We start from the raw sequence: 17,053 nt of genomic DNA, 5'->3' as shown, positions 1-17,053 counted from the left end.
TGACCTCACGCTGCATTAACAGCGCATGAACGAGCCGGACCCGCCGCACACGAACTGGCTTGATCCGTACGACCCACGAGACGAAGAAGAGAGCCGGTCATGGACTTCCTTCGCCCCGCCAGCTGGGAGGAGGCGCTCGCCGCCAAGGCAGAGCACCCCACCGCAGTACCGATCGCGGGCGGCACCGATGTGATGGTCGAGATCAACTTCGACCACCGCAGGCCCGAGTACCTGCTCGACCTGAACCGCATCGGCGACCTCTATGAGTGGGAGGTCGGCGCCGACAGCGTGCGGCTCGGGGCCTCGGTCCCGTACACCCGGATCATGGAGAACCTGCGCGGCGAACTGCCGGGCCTCTCCCTCGCCTCGCACACGGTCGCCTCCCCGCAGATCCGCAACCGCGGCGGCGTCGGCGGCAACCTCGGCACCGCCTCCCCGGCCGGCGACGCCCATCCCGCGCTCCTCGCGGCCGGCGCCGAGGTCGAGGCCGAGTCGGTGCGCGGCAGCCGCCGTATCCCGATCGACGAGTTCTACACCGGCGTGAAGCGCAACGCGCTCGCGCCCGACGAGCTGATCAGGGCCGTCCACATCAAGAAGGCCGACGGCCCCCAGCAGTACTCCAAGGTCGGCACCCGCAACGCCATGGTCATCGCGGTCTGCGCCTTCGGCCTCGCCCTGCACCCCGCCACCCGCACGGTCCGCACCGGCATCGGATCGGCCGCGCCGACCCCCGTCCGGGCGAAGGCCGCCGAGGAATTCCTGAACGCCGCGCTCGACGAGGGCGGCTTCTGGGAGAACGGCAAGATCATCACCCCGTCGGTCGCCAAGCAGTTCGCGGACCTGTGCTCCGCCGCCTGCAACCCGATCGACGACGTCCGGGGCACGGCCAGCTATCGCCGCCACGCGGTCGGCATCATGGCCCGCCGCACGCTGACCTGGACCTGGGAGTCGTACCGCGGCACTGACGGCCGCTCCATCGAGAAGGGGAGTGTCGCCTGATGCGCGTCAATTTCACGGTCAACGGCCGCCCGCAGGAAGCGGACGACGTGTGGGAGGGGGAGTCGCTGCTGTACGTGCTCCGCGAGCGGATGGGGCTGCCCGGCTCCAAGAACGCCTGCGAGCAAGGGGAGTGCGGTTCCTGCACGGTCCGCCTCGACGGCATTCCGGTGTGTTCCTGTCTCGTCGCGGCCGGGCAGGTCGAGGGGCGCGAGGTCGTCACGGTGGAGGGGCTCGCGGAGTACGCGCGGCAGAGGGCATGTGGGTCGGAAAAGTGTGACACTTCCGCGAAAAGTGACACGCTTTTCCAGGGAGGGTCCCCCGGCTGGCAGCCCAAGCCGACCGACTCCCAGACCGGCGAAGGCACCGAACTCGCCCCGATCCAGCAGGCGTTCATCGACGCCGGCGCCGTCCAGTGCGGCTTCTGCACCCCCGGACTCCTCGTCGCCGCCGACGAGATGCTGGAGCACAACCCGACCCCGACCGACGCGGACATCCGCGAGGCGCTCTCGGGCAACCTGTGCCGCTGCACCGGCTACGAGAAGATCATGGACGCGGTCCGCCTGGCGGCCGCCCGGCAGGGAGAGGCGGTCTGACATGTCTGTCAAAGGCGCCCCCATCGGCACTCCCACCAAGGTCACCCAGGGTTCGAAGACCAAAGGTGGCATCGGCGAGTCCACGCTCCGCCCGGACGGCACCCTCAAGGTCACCGGCGAGTTCGCGTACTCCTCGGACATGTGGCACGAGGACATGCTCTGGGGCCAGATCCTGCGCTCCACGGTCGCCCACGCCGAGATCGTCTCCATCGACACCGTCGAGGCCCTGAAGACCCCGGGCGTCTACGCCGTCATGACCTACGACGACCTGCCGACCGACGTGAAGAACTACGGCCTGGAGATCCAGGACACCCCGGTCCTCGCGCACGGCAAGGTCCGCCACCACGGCGAGCCGGTCGCGATCGTCGCCGCCGACCACCCGGAGACCGCCCGCCGCGCCGCCGCCAAGATCAAGGTCGAGTACCGCGAACTCCCGGTCATCACCGACGAGTCGTCCGCGACCGCGCCGGACGCGATCCTCATCCACGAGGGCCGCGACGACCACCACATCGGCCATGTCCCGCACCCGAACATCGTGCACCGCCAGCCGATCGTGCGCGGCGATGTCGCCGCCGCCCGGGAGCGCGCCGACTTCATCGTCGAGGGCGAGTACACCTTCGGCATGCAGGACCAGGCCTTCCTCGGCCCGGAGTCCGGACTCGCCGTACCGTCCGAGGACGGCGGCGTCGACCTCTACATCGCGACCCAGTGGCTGCACTCCGACCTCAAGCAGATCGCGCCCGTCCTCGGCCTGCCCGAGGACAAGGTCCGGATGACGCTGTCCGGCGTCGGCGGCGCGTTCGGCGGTCGCGAGGACCTGTCGATGCAGATCCACGCCTGCCTGCTGGCCCTACGCACCGGCAAACCCGTGAAGATCGTCTACAACCGCTTCGAGTCCTTCTTCGGACACGTCCACCGCCACCCCGCCAAGCTCTACTACGAGCACGGCGCCACGAAGGACGGCAAGCTCACCCACCTCAAGGCCCGGATCGTCCTGGACGGCGGCGCCTATGCGTCGGCCTCCCCGGCGGTCGTAGGAAACGCCTCGTCGCTCGGCGCCGGACCGTACGTCATCGACGACGTCGACATCGAGGCCATCGCCCTCTACACCAACAACCCGCCCTGCGGCGCGATGCGCGGCTTCGGCGCGGTCCAGGCGTGCTTCGCCTACGAGGCCCAGATGGACAAGCTCGCCGACAAGGTGGGCATGGACCGGGTCGCGTTCCGTCAGCTCAACGCGATGGAGCAGGGCACGATCATGCCGACCGGGCAGCCGGTCGACTCCCCGGCCCCGGTCGCCGAACTCCTGCGCCGCGTCAAGGCGATGCCCATGCCGCCCGAGCAGCAGTGGCTCGCGGCCGGAGAGGCCGCCGACGTACGGCAGTTGCCCGGTGGTCTGTCCAACACCACGCACGGCGAAGGCGTCGTGCGCGGCGTCGGCTACGCGGTCGGCATCAAGAACGTCGGCTTCTCCGAGGGCTTCGACGACTACTCAACGGCCAAGGTCCGCCTGGAAGTTGTGGCCGGCGAGCCCGTCGCCGTCGTGCACACCGCGATGGCGGAGGTCGGCCAGGGCGGAGTCACCGTCCACGCGCAGATCGCCCGCACGGAGCTGGGCGTCACGCAGGTGACGATCCACCCGGCGGACACACAGGTGGGCTCGGCGGGTTCGACCTCCGCGTCCCGCCAGACGTACGTCACCGGTGGTGCCGTCAAGAACTCCTGCGAGCTGGTCCGCGAGAAGGTCCTGGAGATGGGCCGCCGCAAGCTCGGCACCTACCACCCGGCCTGGGCCACCGCCGAACTCCTGCTGGAGGGCGGCAAGGTGGTCACCGACGCCGGCGAGGTCCTCGCCGATCTGGCCGACGTCCTCGAAGGCGAGGCCGTCGAGATCGAGGCCGAGTGGCGCCACCGCGCGACCGAGCCCTTCGACCTCCGCACCGGACAGGGCTTCGGGCACGTCCAGTACACGTTCGCCGCGCACCGCGCCGTCGTCGAGGTCGACACCGAGCTCGGCCTGGTCAAGGTGATCGAGCTGGCCTGCGCGCAGGACGTCGGCAAGGCCCTCAACCCGCTGTCCGTGATCGGCCAGATCCAGGGCGGTACGACCCAGGGTCTCGGCATCGCGGTCATGGAGGAGATCATCGTCGACCCGAAGACCGCGAAGGTGCGCAACCCCTCCTTCACGGACTACCTCATCCCCACGATCCTCGACACCCCGACCATTCCGGTCGATGTGCTCGAACTCGCCGACGAGCACGCCCCGTACGGGCTGCGCGGCATCGGCGAGGCCCCCACCCTGTCGTCGACTCCGGCCGTACTGGCGGCCATTCGGAACGCGACCGGACTGGAACTGAACAGGACACCGGTACGCCCGGAGCACCTCACCGGTATGTGACCCTCCGGGTCCCTAGTTGTTCGTCTCGGGCCGTCCCCCGGGTCGTCCATCCCAAATCCCGTGCCGCCACAGGCGGATGGCGGGTGCCCCTGTGAACCTTGGGAGATGGCCCCATGACCCAGCAGTCAGTGGAACCCAGGACCGCCGCCGAGGACTCGGGTGAAGGAACCCGCGTCCCGGCCGGCCGGTCCTGGCTCGACCGTTACTTCCACATATCCCGGCGGGGATCGACCGTCGCGCGTGAGGTGCGCGGCGGAGTCACCACCTTCATGGCGATGGCGTACATCCTGCTGCTCAACCCCCTGATCCTGTCCGGCAAGGACGTCGCGGGAGACACGCTCGGCCAGAAGGGGCTGATCACCGCGACCGCGTTCGCGGCGGCCTTCACCACCCTCCTGATGGGCTTCGTCGGCAAGGTGCCCCTCGCCCTCGCCGCCGGACTCTCCGTCTCCGGCGTGCTCTCCTCGCAGGTCGCCCCGCAGATGACCTGGCCGCAGGCGATGGGCATGTGCGTCCTGTACGGCGTGGTCATCATGCTGCTCGTCGTCACCGGCCTGCGCGAGATGATCATGAACGCGATCCCGCTCGCGCTGAAACACGGCATCACGATGGGCATCGGCCTGTTCATCGCGCTCATCGGCTTCTACAAATCCGGCTTCGTGCACCAGGGCAAGGCGACCCCGCTCACCCTGGGCCCGGCGGGTGAACTCGCGGGCTGGCCCGTCCTGTTGTTCGCCGGCACCCTGCTCCTGATCTTCATGCTCCAGGCCCGCGACATGCCCGGCGCCATCCTCGTCGGCATCATCACCGGCACGGTCGTCGCCGCGGTCCTGAACGCCGCCGGCGTCATCGACCCCAAGCAGTGGGCCAGCGGCGCGGCCCCCGAACTGCACGGCAGCGCGGTCTCGATGCCGGACTTCTCGCTCTTCGGCCATGTGGAGTTCGGCGGTTGGGGCAAGGTCGGCGCGATGACGGTCGGCATGATCGTGTTCACGCTCGTCCTGGCCGGCTTCTTCGACGCGATGGCCACCATCATCGGCGTCGGCACGGAAGCCAAACTCGCCGACGACAAGGGCCGCATGCCGGGCCTGTCGAAGGCGCTGTTCATCGACGGCGCCGGCGGCGCGATCGGCGGCGTGGCGGGCGGCTCCGGCCAGACGGTCTTCATCGAGTCGGCGACGGGGGTGGGGGAAGGCGCCCGCACAGGATTGGCTTCTGTCGTCACCGGCCTGTTCTTCGCGGCCTGTCTCTTCTTCACCCCGGTCACCGCGATCGTCCCGCAGGAGGTCGCGTCCGCCGCCCTGGTCGTCATCGGCTCGATGATGCTGATGAACGCCCGGCACGTGGACTGGGCCGACCGGGCCACCGCGATTCCGGTGTTCCTGACGGTGGTGGTGATGCCGTTCACGTACAGCATCACCGCGGGCGTCTCGGCGGGAGTCATCTCGTACGTCGCCATCAAGGCCGCCCAGGGCAAGGCGCGGGAGATCGGCGCCTTCATGTGGGGGCTGACGGTCATCTTCCTCGTGTACTTCGCCCTCAACCCGGTCGAGAGCTGGCTCGGCGTGCACTGACAGATCTTGGAAAGCCTTTCCCCACCACCCCGTTAGGAGACCGAGAGATGCTGGACATCGCCGAAGAGCTGCACCGGTGGGTCGAGCAGGGCCGCGACTTCGCCGTAGCCACCGTGGTGGCCGTCGGCGGCAGCGCGCCCCGCCAGCCCGGCGCCGCCCTCGCGGTGGACACCGACGGCACGGCGATCGGCTCGGTCTCCGGGGGCTGTGTGGAAGGCGCGGTCTACGACCTGTGCCAACAGGCGCTGGCGGACGGCGAAACCGTCCTGGAGCGCTTCGGCTACAGCGACGAGGACGCCTTCGCCGTCGGCCTGACCTGCGGCGGAGTCATCGACATCCTCGTCACACCGGTACGGGTCGGCGACCCCGCCCGCCCGGTGATCACCGCCGCCCTCTCGACCGCGACGAGCGGCGGAGCGGCGGCCCTGGCCCGCATCGTCTCGGGCCCGACTCACCTGCGGGGCCGCGCACTTGTCGTCCACCCCGACGGCTCCTACGACGGCGGGTTCGGCGCCCACCCCGAACTGGACCGCACGGTCGCCGCCGAGGCCGGTGCCTACTTGGACGCGGGCCGCACCGGCACGGTCGAGATCGGCGAGCAGGGCTCCCGCTGCGGCGCCCCGCTCACGGTCCTGGTCGAGTCGTCGGTCCCGCCGCCCCGGATGATCGTGTTCGGCGCGATCGACTTCGCCTCCGCACTGGTCCGCGTCGGCAAATTCCTGAACTACCACGTGACGGTGTGCGACGCCCGCCCCGTCTTCGCCACCCGGACCCGCTTCCCCGACGCCGACGAGATCGTCGTCGAGTGGCCCCACAAGTACCTCGCCCGCACGGACGTCGACGCCCGTACCGTCCTGTGCGTCCTCACCCACGACGCCAAGTTCGACGTACCCCTGCTCCAACTCGCCCTGCGCCTCCCGGTGTCGTACGTCGGCGCGATGGGCTCCCGCCGCACCCACCTCGACCGCAACGAACGCCTGCGTGAAGTCGGCGTCACGGAAATGGAGTTGGCGCGCCTGAGGTCCCCGATCGGGCTCGACCTCGGCGCGCGTACGCCCGAGGAGACGGCCCTGTCGATCGCCGCCGAGATCGTCGCCAACCGGCGTGGTGGCAGCGGGGTTTCACTCACCGGGGCGCACACGCCCATCCATCACGACGCGACGGTGCTGACGGCGGGACGGATCGGGTCGGTGGCCTGAGCGGTTCAACGGGGACGGGCTGAATAGGCCGTGTCGCCCGCCACGGCCACGATCGCGTCCTTGACGAGGACGACGTACGGCGTGGTGTCGTCCGTCGAGTCGCCGGCGTTCGCCAGCGCGGACGTACGCCACCTGACGGCTCCGGTGCTCCGGTCAAGAGCCAGCAGACGGCCGAACTGGTTCGAGAAGTAAAGGGTGTTGAACTTCGCCGAGAACACCGGCATCGACAGGTTCTCGGTGTCCGTCTCCCGCTGCCAGAGCCGCTTGCCGTCGGTCGCGCGGACGGCGGTGACCGTGCCGTTCGGCCGGACGAGGTAGACCACGTCCTTGACCAGGATGGCCGTACCGCGAGTGCCGGCCGGCAGGGCGATCCGCTCGATCGTGCCGGTGCTCGGGTTCACCCGGTCCAGGGCGGTGTACAGCTGGTCCGGGCCGCTGCCGAAGACCTCCGGCGCCAGCTTCGGCGCGAGGAACAGCAGCCGGCCCTTGTCGACGCCCAACGGCCAAGCCCCCGTGGGGAGTTCCGTGACCTTCCGCTGTGCGCCGGTGGCGGGGTCGAGGCGTATCAGAACGAAGTCGCCCTGGGAGGGATCGTCCTCGACCGTGCAGAGGGCGTACGGGGCGCCGCCCAGGACCGTCGGAGTGCAGGAGTTCCCGAGGTTCGACCAGATGGGTGCGCTCCACAGCCGGCGGCCCGACGCGTCGTAGGCCACGAACTTCGTCGCGTCCACGTCCATCGCCAGGATCCCGCCGTCGAACAGGACGGGGTCCGTGTCGTCCCTGATCGGGTGGATCCACAGCCGGGTGCCGGTCTTCGCGTCCAGGGCGACCAGGCGCCGGGTGATGAAGGTGTCGTTCGAGTCGGGCTTGACGTAGGTGTAGACGCGCCCGTCCCGGACACCGACGGGGAGTGCGGTCTCGGGGCTGGTGCCCGACCGCCAGCGGACCCGGCCCGAGGCGGCGTCCAGTGCGGTGACCGTGGCGCCCGTACCGGCGCAGTACACGGTGGAGCTGTCGCCCGCCAGACAGCCGGACTGGGTGTAGTCGAGCGGATCGCCGGTCTGGGAGGTGAGCAGGCTCGCCCGCCATGGCTTCCAGCCGGCGGGCAGCGCTACGGCGGCGGGGGACGAGGAGGACGTGGAAGCGGCGGGCGTGCCCGGGTCCGTGCCGTCGTCCGACAGCCAGTGCAGGGTGGTGAGGCCGAGGGTGGTGACGGCGAGTGCCGTGGCGAGGGCGATGACGAGTCGCCGGGATCGGCGCGGGCGTGCGGTTCTCGGGAGATCCGCCGCCGTGGCGGACCCGGACCGGGACCCGGTCTCGTCCTCGGGCAGGGTCAGCAACATGCCGTGCAGTTCGGCGAGTTGGGGACGGGCCGCCGCGTCCTTGTCGAGGCAGCGCTCGGCGATGCTCCGCAGCGGCTCGGACACCCCGTCCAACCTCGGCTGCTCGTGCATGACTTGATAGCCCGTCAGGTACGGGCTGGCGCCGTCGAAGGGACGGTTGCCGGTGGCCGCGTAGACGAGGAGTGAGCCGAGCGAGAAGACGTCGGAGGCGGCCGTGACGTCCCGGGGAGCGGCGAACTGCTCGGGAGACATGAAGGGCGGGGTGCCGATCAGCCGACCAGTGACGGTCAGGGTCTGGTTGTCGGCGGCGCGGGAGATGCCGAAGTCGATGACGCGGGGGCCGTCCGAGGCGAGCAGGACGTTGCTCGGCTTCAAGTCCCGGTGGACCACGCCCGCTTGGTGGATGTCCCGCAGCGCCTCGACGAGACCCAGCGCGAGGGTGCGCAGGGCCCGGCCGCCCAACGGGCCGTCCTTCTCGACGGCTTCGGCCAGGGTGCGGCCGGGCACGTAGAGCGTGGCCATCCAGGGGAGTTCGGCGTCCGCGTCGGCGTCCACGACGGGGGCGGTGAACGCTCCGCTCACGCGGCGGGCGGCGGCGATCTCCTGCCGGAACCGCGCCCGGAACTCCTCGTCCAGCGCGTACTGGGCGTGCACGACCTTGACGGCGACCTGTCGTCCCGATGCCGAGCGGCCGAGATACACGACGCCCATCCCGCCGCTGCCGAGCCGGTCGACCAGCGTGTAACCACCGATCGACTCCGTGTCCCCGGGGCGAAGCGACATGTCGCCGGTCACCTTTCCTGATTCCCGTGCCCGGAAGGGCCGTTCAGAGCCATCACATTAGGCGCCATCACACTAGGGCGTTCGTTCCGCTCACCGGGCATCGCCCTCGGGGCACCCGGAAATGAGTTGCGGGCCCGGGGCGCCCCGCTCTTCCATGGCCCCATGGTGTCCACCGACCGACTGCTCGCCTTCGCGGCGCTGTCCTTCCTGCTGATCATCGTCCCCGGCCCCAGCGTGCTGTTCGTGATCGGGCGGGCGCTGGCCCACGGCCGCCGGGCCGCGCTGACGACCGTCGTCGGCAACACCCTCGGCGCCTATCTGCTCGTCGTGGCGGTCGCGCTCGGCGTCGGTTCGCTGGTGGAACGCTCGGTGCTCGTCTTCACGGCACTGAAGCTCGCCGGTGCCGCGTACCTGGTGTACCTCGGGGTGAAGGCGTGGCGTCAACGCGGCTCGCTGCGGGCCGTGTTCGCGGGCGAGGAGGTGCCCTCCCACAGCGGGCTGCGCACGCTGTGGGAGGGGGTCGCCGTCGGGGTGGCCAACCCCAAGACCATCGTGTTCTTCGCCGCCGTACTGCCCCAGTTCGTGGACCGCGAACAGGGCCATGTCACCAGCCAGATGCTGCTGCTCGGCCTGGTCTTCAACCTCATCGCCGTGGCCTCGGACAGCGTGTGGGGGCTGGTCGCGTCCACGGCCAGGGACTGGTTCGCCCGCTCACCGCGACGGCTGTCCGCGGTGGGCGGGGTCGGCGGGCTCACGATGATCGGCTTGGGCGTGACGGTCGCGGTGACCGGCCGTAAGGACTGACTCCCTGAGGACTGACTCCCTAAGGACTGGCCGCATCACGCCCGCCTCAGCAGCGCGTTCACCGCCCGCCCGAACATCGACCGCGCCGCCCACCGCAGCGGCCGGTCGAAGAACCCCGGCAGGAAGCGGACCGCCAGCTCCTCCTCCCACACCACGCGGCTACGGCCCCCCGGCCCCGGCCGCACCTCGATCTCCGCCCAGCCGGTGACGACCCGCCCCCGCTTCTCCAGCCGGACCAGACCCGGCTCGTCCTCCGTCGGCGGGCGCCACACCGTGACCTCCATCCGGTCGTCGAAACCGAGCGGTCCGAGCCCGGAGCGGGCCTCGAAGACCGTGCCCTCGCGGGTCGGCGGGGGAGTGACCACGGTGACCCGGGTCAGCGGGACGACATCGGCGTGGCGCGGCCACTCCGTCAACCGGCGCCACGCCTCCTCGAGGGGAAGCGGAGCCGTACGTTCGAGACGGAAGTTGACCATGTATGGATCGTAGAGAACGCTTCTTGATCAGCGGTACTTTCATCGGCGGCTCACACCCATGGCCTAGCGGTTCATAGGTACGGAGACGTACACCGGACAGCCGCCCCGAGTTTCCCCGCGTCCCGGCCGGAGGGGACGCCTCCCCCCTACGCTTTGTCCCATGGGCGGGCATCCCGCCTGCCCGCAGGGGGAGTTGACCGCCATGCCACTGAAGGCCTACGGCGTACTGATCACGCGCGCGGTGGACACGAGGCGCGAGGGCGCCGCCGGTACACCGCACTACCAGATCCATCTCACGGACGATGCGGGTACGCATTTCCGGGCCGCGGTCAACGTCCTGTCCGCGGAACAGCCCTCCGAGCTGCTCTATCTGGTCGACGAGGACTTCCGACACCCGCTCACCGCCCGCCTGGAGGATCTCCCGAGCGGCTGGAACACGCTGCTGCCCGGACCCGGCGGCCCGAACCTCGACTTCGTGCGCGGCAACCTCTTCGACCCGGCGCGGCTCCGCACCCTCCCGCCGGACGCGAGCGGCCCCGACAACGACCTCGCCGACCTCCTCGACCACTACGTGCGCCGCGCGGTGGACGACCCGGACGCCCGGCTCTACGTCTTCGGCGAGCGCTTCGGCCCCGAACCGACCGTCAAGGACAAGGTGTTCGGCTTCCTGCCGGGCAACGGCGTCCACGACATCCACATGAACCAGGGCAACAGCCGCCGCTTCAGCGGTGACGACGGCGTCTGGCAGGACGGCGGCCTCCTCGTCCACTTCCCGGCACAGTCCCGCTGGGTCGGCATCTTCCTCGCCTTCCAGAGCCAGTCCTGGCACACCGACGACACCACCGGCCACACCCTGGAGGGCACCGACGGCTCGCGCCCCGACCCCGGCAGCCGGCCCGTCCGCGTAGTGGCGGCCCTGGTCAACCCGCGCGGCCCGGCACCCGAGTCGGAGAGCGTCACGCTCCTCAACGCGTCACCCGACCCGCTCGACCCCACCGGCTGGCTCGTCCGGGACCGCCTCGGCCACTCCTGCGCGGTACCGCCCGGCCCCCTCGCCCCGGGCGCCACCCTCCTCGTCCCCCTCACCGACGGTGTCCAACTCGGCAACCAGGGCGGCGAGATCACCCTCCTCGACGCGAACGGCCTGAAGGTGCACGGCGTTTCCTACACGGCCGACCAAGCGGCACGGGAGGGCTGGACGGTCGTCTTCTGACCAACTTGGCCGCTCTGCCCGGAAGTTCCCTACCGCACCCGCACCGCCCTACGGCACGATGAGCGCGACCTGCACGCACCACCCAGCACCGCATCACGCCATCGGCCGGAGGGTGTCCCGTGGACCGCGAACTGCACGCCAGGCTCGACGACTTGCAGCGCGACCCGTACCCGGCCTACACCCGGGCACGGCAGACCGAGGGCCTCACCCGCCTCGCCGAACTCGACGCCTGGCTCGTCACCCGGGACGCCGACGTACGCGAAGTCCTGCGCAGCCCCGAGGACTTCTCCTCGGCGATGGCCCTGCGCCCCGACGTGCTGCCCGCGCCCGCCGCGCTCGCCGTCCTCGGCGGCGGGTTCGGCGGACGGCCCGTCGTCGTCACCGCGGACGGCGCGCGGCACCAGCAGCTGCGCGCACCGATCGTCCGCGGCCTCTCGCCGTCCCGGGTCGCGGCGGTCCTCCCGTACGCAGCCGAGCGCGCCGCGGCCCTGGTGGACACGTTCACGGACGGGCAACGCGACCACGGGCACGTCGAGTTGATGTCGGCGTACGCGAGGCGGCTCCCCGGCGAGGTCGTCGGCAGGATCGTCGGCCTCGACCCCGCCGACGTACCCGGAGTCGTCCACGGGGGCCACCGCGCCGAGGAGTTGCTCTTCCGCCCGCTGGAGGAGGACGAGCAGATCGCCGCGGCCGAGGACGTCGTCGCGATGCAGCACGCCCTCGACCGCTACGTGCGGGAGCGGCACGCGCACCCCCGCCAGGACCTCGGTACGGAACTGATCGCCTCGGTGACGGACGAGGGGGACGGCGACCTCACCCTGGAGCACAGGCACCAACTCGTCGCCCATCTCCAGAACTTGCTCATCGCCGGTCACCTCACCACCACCGCCCTCATCGGCACGACCGTCCTGCATCTCCTCCGACACCGGGACCAGTGGGAGCTGCTCCGCGCCGAACCCGATCGCATCCCCGCCGCGATCGAGGAGGCCGCCCGCTACGACACCGCGCTCCAGGGCTTCCGCAGGGTCACCACCCGCCCGGTCGTCCTCGCCGGTACCGAACTCCCCGCCGGAGCAGCGCTGTTCGTAGCCTTCGGCGCGGCCAACCGCGACGAGAAGCGCCATACCCGCGCCGACACCTTCGACATCACCCGCACCCCGAGCCGCCACCTGGCCTTCGGCTTCGGCGTGCACAGCTGCCCCGGCTCCCAACTGGCCCGCGAACAACTCCGCCTCACCCTGGAGGAGTTGACGACCCGCCTGCCCGGCCTACGGCTGGCACCGGACCGTCCGGTCACCATGCGCCCGACGATGATCCACCGCTCCCCGTACGCCCTGCACCTGACCTGGTGACTCAGGGCCGGTACACCTTCCCCGGCTCCGCCTTCCCGGGCGCGAGGAGCTGCGGCACGGTCACGAACACATACCCGCGCTCCTTCAGCGCGTCGATGATCCCGGGTACGGCGGGCACGGTGCCCTGGTACAGGTCGTGCAGCAGGATGATGCCGTCCCGGGAGGCCTGGGCGAGGACGCGCTTGGTGATCAGCGCGGAGTCGGTGGTCGCGTAGTCCTTGGCGGTGACGCTCCACAGCACCTCCGCCAGGCCCAACTCCCGGCAGATCGCGTGCACTTCGTCGTCGGTACGGCCCTGCGGCGGGCGCATCAGCGTGGGCCGCCTGCCGGTGATCCGCTCTATCGCGTCGTCCGTGCGGACCAGTTCGTCGCGTATCTGTGCGGGGGTTATTCGGGTCAGGATCTTGTGGTCCCAGGTGTGACTGGCCACCTCGTGCCCCTCGGCCGCCATCCGCTCGACCAGTTCCGGGTACTTCTCTATGTGCCGCTTGCCGAGGAGGAAGAAGGTCGCCGGAACCTGCTTCTCCTTCAGGATGTCGAGCAACCGCGCCGAGTTCTCGCTGGGCCCGGCGTCAAAGGTCAGCGCGATGCACTTCGCCTCACGACAGTCGACCGTCCCGAAACCGACCCGCGCGGTGGCGGACGCGGCCTCGGCCCGGGCGGCGGCCGGCGCGGTCGTATCGAGCCTGGTGCACCCGCTCGACCCCAGCCCCAGCACGGCAACCGCCACAAACATGCCGACGGCACGCAACCCGGCCCGGGGTCTTTCCCTCTTCTTGCGCAGAGCGCTCAGTGATGGCATGCCGGGACTATACACAACGATTATACTCTGAGTGTATAGTGGAGCGAGGGTGGCCGGACCAAGGGTCACTGCGGATTCGCGAGCCCTACTGCGTCACCGGTCCGCGGCCTCCGGGCTCAGCACCCGCCCGAGTTGAAGATTCCATCGTCCGGCATGCCCGCTGAGTTCGGTCGCGGTCAACGGCCGTACGTCGAGCCGCCAGAAGGCGGGCCCGGGCGCGTCGAGGATCGTGACCGCCAGCGCCCGTACGAACTCCTGCTCGACCACGGCGATGGTCCTGCCCTCGAACTCCGCGGCTGCCTCCAGCCATCGGGCCGCCCGCTCGCACAACGCCCGCACCGACTCCCCGCCATGGGACATCGCGTCCGGGTCCGTCAGCCAGGACATCATCGCGTCCGGCTCCCGGATCATCACCTCGTCGAGCGTCAGACCCCGCCAACGCCCCATGTCCAGCCCCGCCAACTCGGGCTCCTCCACGGCCGCCAGGCCGAGAGCGGACGCCGTCTCCCGGCAGCGTGTGGTGGGAGAGACCAGCACCCGGTCGGCCGCCCGGAGCGAACCGGCGAGGGACTCGGCACGGGCCGTACCGCGCGGGTCGAGTGAGGCGCCGTCGTCGAACCGGGTCTCCCGCAGGGACCGGTTCATCGCCGGCGAGATCAAGGTGATGCGGCTGGTCACTTCGTCGCTCCAGTTCTGCGGGCTGTGCGGGTCATCGTCCCCCATGCACCTCAGGGCGGGGGCGGCGGGGAGGGCGTCCTCCCTGCCGCCCCCGCCACCATCGGGTCAGGAACCAGCCAGCTCCTCACGCACCGTGCGGGCCGCCCCGACCAGGTTCTCCAGCGACGCACGGGTCTCCGGCCAGCCGCGCGTCTTCAGACCGCAGTCCGGGTTCACCCACAGCCGCTCCGCCGGGATCGCCTCAAGTCCCTTGCGCAGCAAGGCCGCCGCCTCGGCCGCACTCGGCACGCGCGGGGAGTGGATGTCGTAGACACCCGGCCCCGCCTCGCGCGGATAACCGTGCTCGGCCAGTTCGCGCGCGACCTGCATGTGCGAACGGGCCGCCTCCAGGCTGATGACGTCCGCGTCGAGGTCGTCGATGGCCTGCACGATGTCGCCGAACTCGGCGTAGCACATGTGCGTATGGACCTGCGTCTCCGGACGGACCCCGGCTGTGGTCAGCCGGAACGCCTCGGTGGCCCACGCCAGATATGCCTCCCGGTCCGCCGCGCGCAGCGGGAGCGTCTCGCGCAGGGCGGGTTCGTCGACCTGGATGACCGAAGTCCCGGCCGCCTCAAGGTCGTTGACCTCGTCGCGCAGGGCGAGGGCGACCTGCCGGGCGGTGTCGCCGAGCGGCTGGTCGTCGCGGACGAAGGACCAGGCGAGCATGGTGACCGGCCCGGTGAGCATGCCCTTGACCGGGCGCGAGGTGAGCGACTGGGCGTATGTCGTCCAGCGGACCGTCATCGGTTCGGGGCGGGAGATGTCGCCGGCCAGGATCGGCGGGCGGACGTAACGGGTGCCGTAGGACTGGACCCAGCCGTGCTGCGTGGCGAGGTACCCGGTGAGCTGCTCGGCGAAGTACTGGACCATGTCGTTGCGTTCGGGCTCGCCGTGCACGAGGACGTCCAGGCCGGTCTTCTCCTGGAACGAGATCACCTCCTGGATCTCGGCCCTGATCCGCTCCTCGTACCCGGCCGTGTCGATCCGCCGCGCCCTCAAGTCGGCTCGCGCGGTGCGGAGTTCGGCCGTCTGCGGGAACGACCCGATCGTGGTCGTCGGCAGCGGCGGCAGCCCGAGGTGCGCGCGCTGGGCCGCTGTCCGCTCGGCGTACGGCTGGGAGCGGCGGGCGTCTACGTCGGTGACGGCGGCGGCCCTGGCCCGTACGGCGGGGTCGCTGGTGAGCGCCGAACCGGCGCGGGAGGCCAAGTCGGCACGGTTGGCGGCGAGTTCGGCGGCGATCGTGTCGGTGCCCTGCGCCAGGCCCTTGGCGAGCGTGACGATCTCGGCCGTCTTCTGCCGCGCGAACGCCAGCCAGCGCAGGATCTGCGGCTCGATGTCCCGCTCGGCGGTTGCGTCCAGCGGGACATGGAGGAGGGAGCAGGACGCGGCCACGTCGACCCGGTCGGCGAGACCGAGCAACGTGCCCAGTGTGGCAAGGGACTTGGTGAGGTCGTTGACCCAGATGTTGCGGCCGTTGACGACCCCCGCGATCAGCCGCTTGCCGGGCAGCCCGCCGACTGCGGCGAGGGCGTCCAGGTTGGCTGCGGCGGCCTCGGTGAAGTCCAGGGCGAGGCCCTCCACCGGCGCCTTCGCCAGAACCGGCAACGCGTCGCCGAGGCGGTCGAAGTACGAGGCGACCAGGAGCTTCGGGCGGTCCGTGAGGGCGCCGAGGTCGCGGTAGGCGCGGGTGGTGGCGTTCAGTTCGGCCGGGGTGCGGTCCTGGACCAGGGCGGGCTCGTCGAGTTGTACCCATTCCGCGCCCGCCGCGCGCAGGTCGGCGAGAACCTCGGCGTACACGGGGAGCAGACGGTCCAGGAGGGTCAGCGGGTCGAAGTCCGCGGAGACGCCGGGGGCGGGCTTGGCCAGCAGGAGGTAGGTGATGGGGCCGACCAGTACCGGGCGGGCGGTGAGGCCGAGGGCCAGGGCCTCCTTCAACTCCGAGACCTGCTTGGTGGAGTTGGTGGTGAAGACCGTGTCCGGGCTCAACTCGGGCACGAGGTAGTGGTAGTTGGTGTCGAACCACTTCGTCATCTCCAGCGGCGCCACGTCCTGGGTGCCGCGTGCCATCGCGAAGTAGCCGTCCAGCGCGTCGAGTTCGACGGCGGCGCGGTGGCGTTCGGGGATCGCGCCGACCATGACGGTGGTGTCCAGGACGTGGTCGTAGTACGAGAAGTCGCCGGTCGGTACCTCGTGGATGCCGGCGTCCGTAAGGTGCTGCCAGTTGGTGCGGCGCAGGTCGGCGGCGGTGGTCCGGAGGGCGTCCGCGTCGACGCGGCCCTTCCAGTAGCCCTCGATGGCCTTCTTCAGTTCCCGGCCCCTGCCCTGGCGGGGGTAGCCGTGGACGGTTGCCCGGGCTGCCGCGGACTTTGTTGTCACGGAACTCTCCTTCGCGAGATGTCTCCCTGAGGTCCCGGTGGGGACGGGGGCGCGAAGGAACGTCAGATCGGGCGGTTGTCGTGACCGCCGATGTGTACGCCGACCCGCCCACGAGGTCACCGGGGTTCCGCGCGCGAATGCTTCGCGTGCGGGCAGGTGGCAGGTCTTCGGACTTGCGGGCACGGCCTCCGTTTGGACCGGAGGTCACCTACTGGCCGTCGCTTCCCAGGTCCTGTTGTGGGCCCAGTGCGTATGACGGCGGTCGTTCTCGCTCACCGCTGCGGGGCAGTCCCGGAATTTCACCGGGTTCCCTCTTGCGACGCGTCCGTCTGGGTGACGGGGCGAACCAGCTGCGTTGGTCAGCCTACGGGGTGGGGGTTGGATGCGTCGATTTTTGTCTGCGGGCCCGGTGGGGGCTGGT

Annotated in this window: 13 protein-coding genes and 1 riboswitch; of the genes, 8 read left to right on the top strand and 5 right to left on the bottom strand. The window is 70.6% G+C overall.

The features are described from left to right. Positions 1-99: 99 nt before the first annotated feature. The 5 genes from OO69_RS07130 (at position 100) to OO69_RS07110 (ending at position 6,763) form a co-directional block, all read left to right on the top strand. The gene (locus OO69_RS07130; RefSeq protein ID WP_033279532.1) at positions 100-999 is read left to right on the top strand and encodes an FAD binding domain-containing protein; all 900 of its coding nucleotides are present in this window, start codon (positions 100-102) and stop codon (positions 997-999) included. Next, positions 999-1,592 (top strand): (2Fe-2S)-binding protein, encoded by a 594-nt coding sequence (locus OO69_RS07125; protein ID WP_033279531.1) that lies wholly within the window; start codon positions 999-1,001, stop codon positions 1,590-1,592. The genes OO69_RS07130 and OO69_RS07125 overlap by 1 nt, the downstream gene beginning before the upstream one ends. Position 1,593: 1 nt before the next feature. Beyond that, positions 1,594-3,990, top strand: a complete 2,397-nt coding sequence (locus OO69_RS07120) for a xanthine dehydrogenase family protein molybdopterin-binding subunit (protein ID WP_033279530.1) — start codon at positions 1,594-1,596, stop codon at positions 3,988-3,990. A 113-nt stretch (positions 3,991-4,103) separates the two neighbouring features. After that, positions 4,104-5,564 (top strand): NCS2 family permease, encoded by a 1,461-nt coding sequence (locus tag OO69_RS07115; protein WP_033279529.1) that lies wholly within the window; start codon positions 4,104-4,106, stop codon positions 5,562-5,564. Between the two features lie 47 nt (positions 5,565-5,611). Continuing rightward, positions 5,612-6,763 (top strand): XdhC family protein, encoded by a 1,152-nt coding sequence (locus OO69_RS07110; protein WP_033279528.1) that lies wholly within the window; start codon positions 5,612-5,614, stop codon positions 6,761-6,763. Between the two features lie 5 nt (positions 6,764-6,768). On the opposite strand, the gene OO69_RS07105 is transcribed toward OO69_RS07110, so the two are convergent. Beyond that, positions 6,769-8,889, bottom strand: coding sequence for a protein kinase domain-containing protein (locus OO69_RS07105; protein WP_033279615.1), 2,121 nt, complete (start codon positions 8,887-8,889; stop codon positions 6,769-6,771). Positions 8,890-9,051: 162 nt separating this feature from the next. On the opposite strand from OO69_RS07105, the gene OO69_RS07100 reads away from it, so the two are divergent. Then, positions 9,052-9,693, top strand: a complete 642-nt coding sequence (locus OO69_RS07100) for a LysE family translocator (protein ID WP_033279614.1) — start codon at positions 9,052-9,054, stop codon at positions 9,691-9,693. A gap of 35 nt (positions 9,694-9,728) precedes the next feature. Here OO69_RS07100 and OO69_RS07095 read toward each other — a convergent pair whose 3' ends face one another. Continuing rightward, a complete protein-coding gene (locus OO69_RS07095) occupies positions 9,729-10,169 on the bottom strand; it encodes an SRPBCC family protein (protein ID WP_033279527.1) in 441 nt (146 codons plus the stop codon). Between the two features lie 202 nt (positions 10,170-10,371). On the opposite strand from OO69_RS07095, the gene OO69_RS07090 reads away from it, so the two are divergent. Continuing rightward, positions 10,372-11,382 carry a DUF2278 family protein gene (locus OO69_RS07090; protein WP_033279526.1) on the top strand — a complete coding sequence of 337 codons (1,011 nt, stop codon included), beginning with the start codon at positions 10,372-10,374 and terminating at the stop codon, positions 11,380-11,382. Between the two features lie 119 nt (positions 11,383-11,501). Further along, a complete protein-coding gene (locus OO69_RS07085) occupies positions 11,502-12,734 on the top strand; it encodes a cytochrome P450 (RefSeq protein ID WP_033279525.1) in 1,233 nt (410 codons plus the stop codon). Position 12,735: 1 nt separating this feature from the next. On the opposite strand, the gene OO69_RS07080 is transcribed toward OO69_RS07085, so the two are convergent. The 3 genes from OO69_RS07080 to metE all read right to left on the bottom strand — a co-directional run bounded on the left by OO69_RS07080 (position 12,736) and on the right by metE (position 16,632). After that, on the bottom strand, positions 12,736-13,470 hold the full coding sequence (locus OO69_RS07080; protein ID WP_033279524.1) for a polysaccharide deacetylase family protein: 735 nt from the start codon (positions 13,468-13,470) through the stop codon (positions 12,736-12,738). A gap of 159 nt (positions 13,471-13,629) precedes the next feature. Then, positions 13,630-14,214 (bottom strand): histidine phosphatase family protein, encoded by a 585-nt coding sequence (locus OO69_RS07075; RefSeq protein WP_033279613.1) that lies wholly within the window; start codon positions 14,212-14,214, stop codon positions 13,630-13,632. Positions 14,215-14,319: 105 nt separating this feature from the next. After that, positions 14,320-16,632, bottom strand: coding sequence for a 5-methyltetrahydropteroyltriglutamate--homocysteine S-methyltransferase (metE, locus tag OO69_RS07070; protein ID WP_033279523.1), 2,313 nt, complete (start codon positions 16,630-16,632; stop codon positions 14,320-14,322). Between the two features lie 140 nt (positions 16,633-16,772). Then, positions 16,773-16,998, bottom strand: a riboswitch (cobalamin riboswitch). Positions 16,999-17,053 lie beyond the last annotated feature (55 nt).

Source organism: Streptomyces sp. NRRL F-525, assembly GCF_000716605.1.
In the GTDB taxonomy this organism is placed as follows: Bacteria; Actinomycetota; Actinomycetes; order Streptomycetales; family Streptomycetaceae; genus Streptomyces.
The sequence above is the reverse complement of the archived record's forward strand: the minus strand, read 5'-3'. Positions and strand labels throughout refer to the sequence as shown.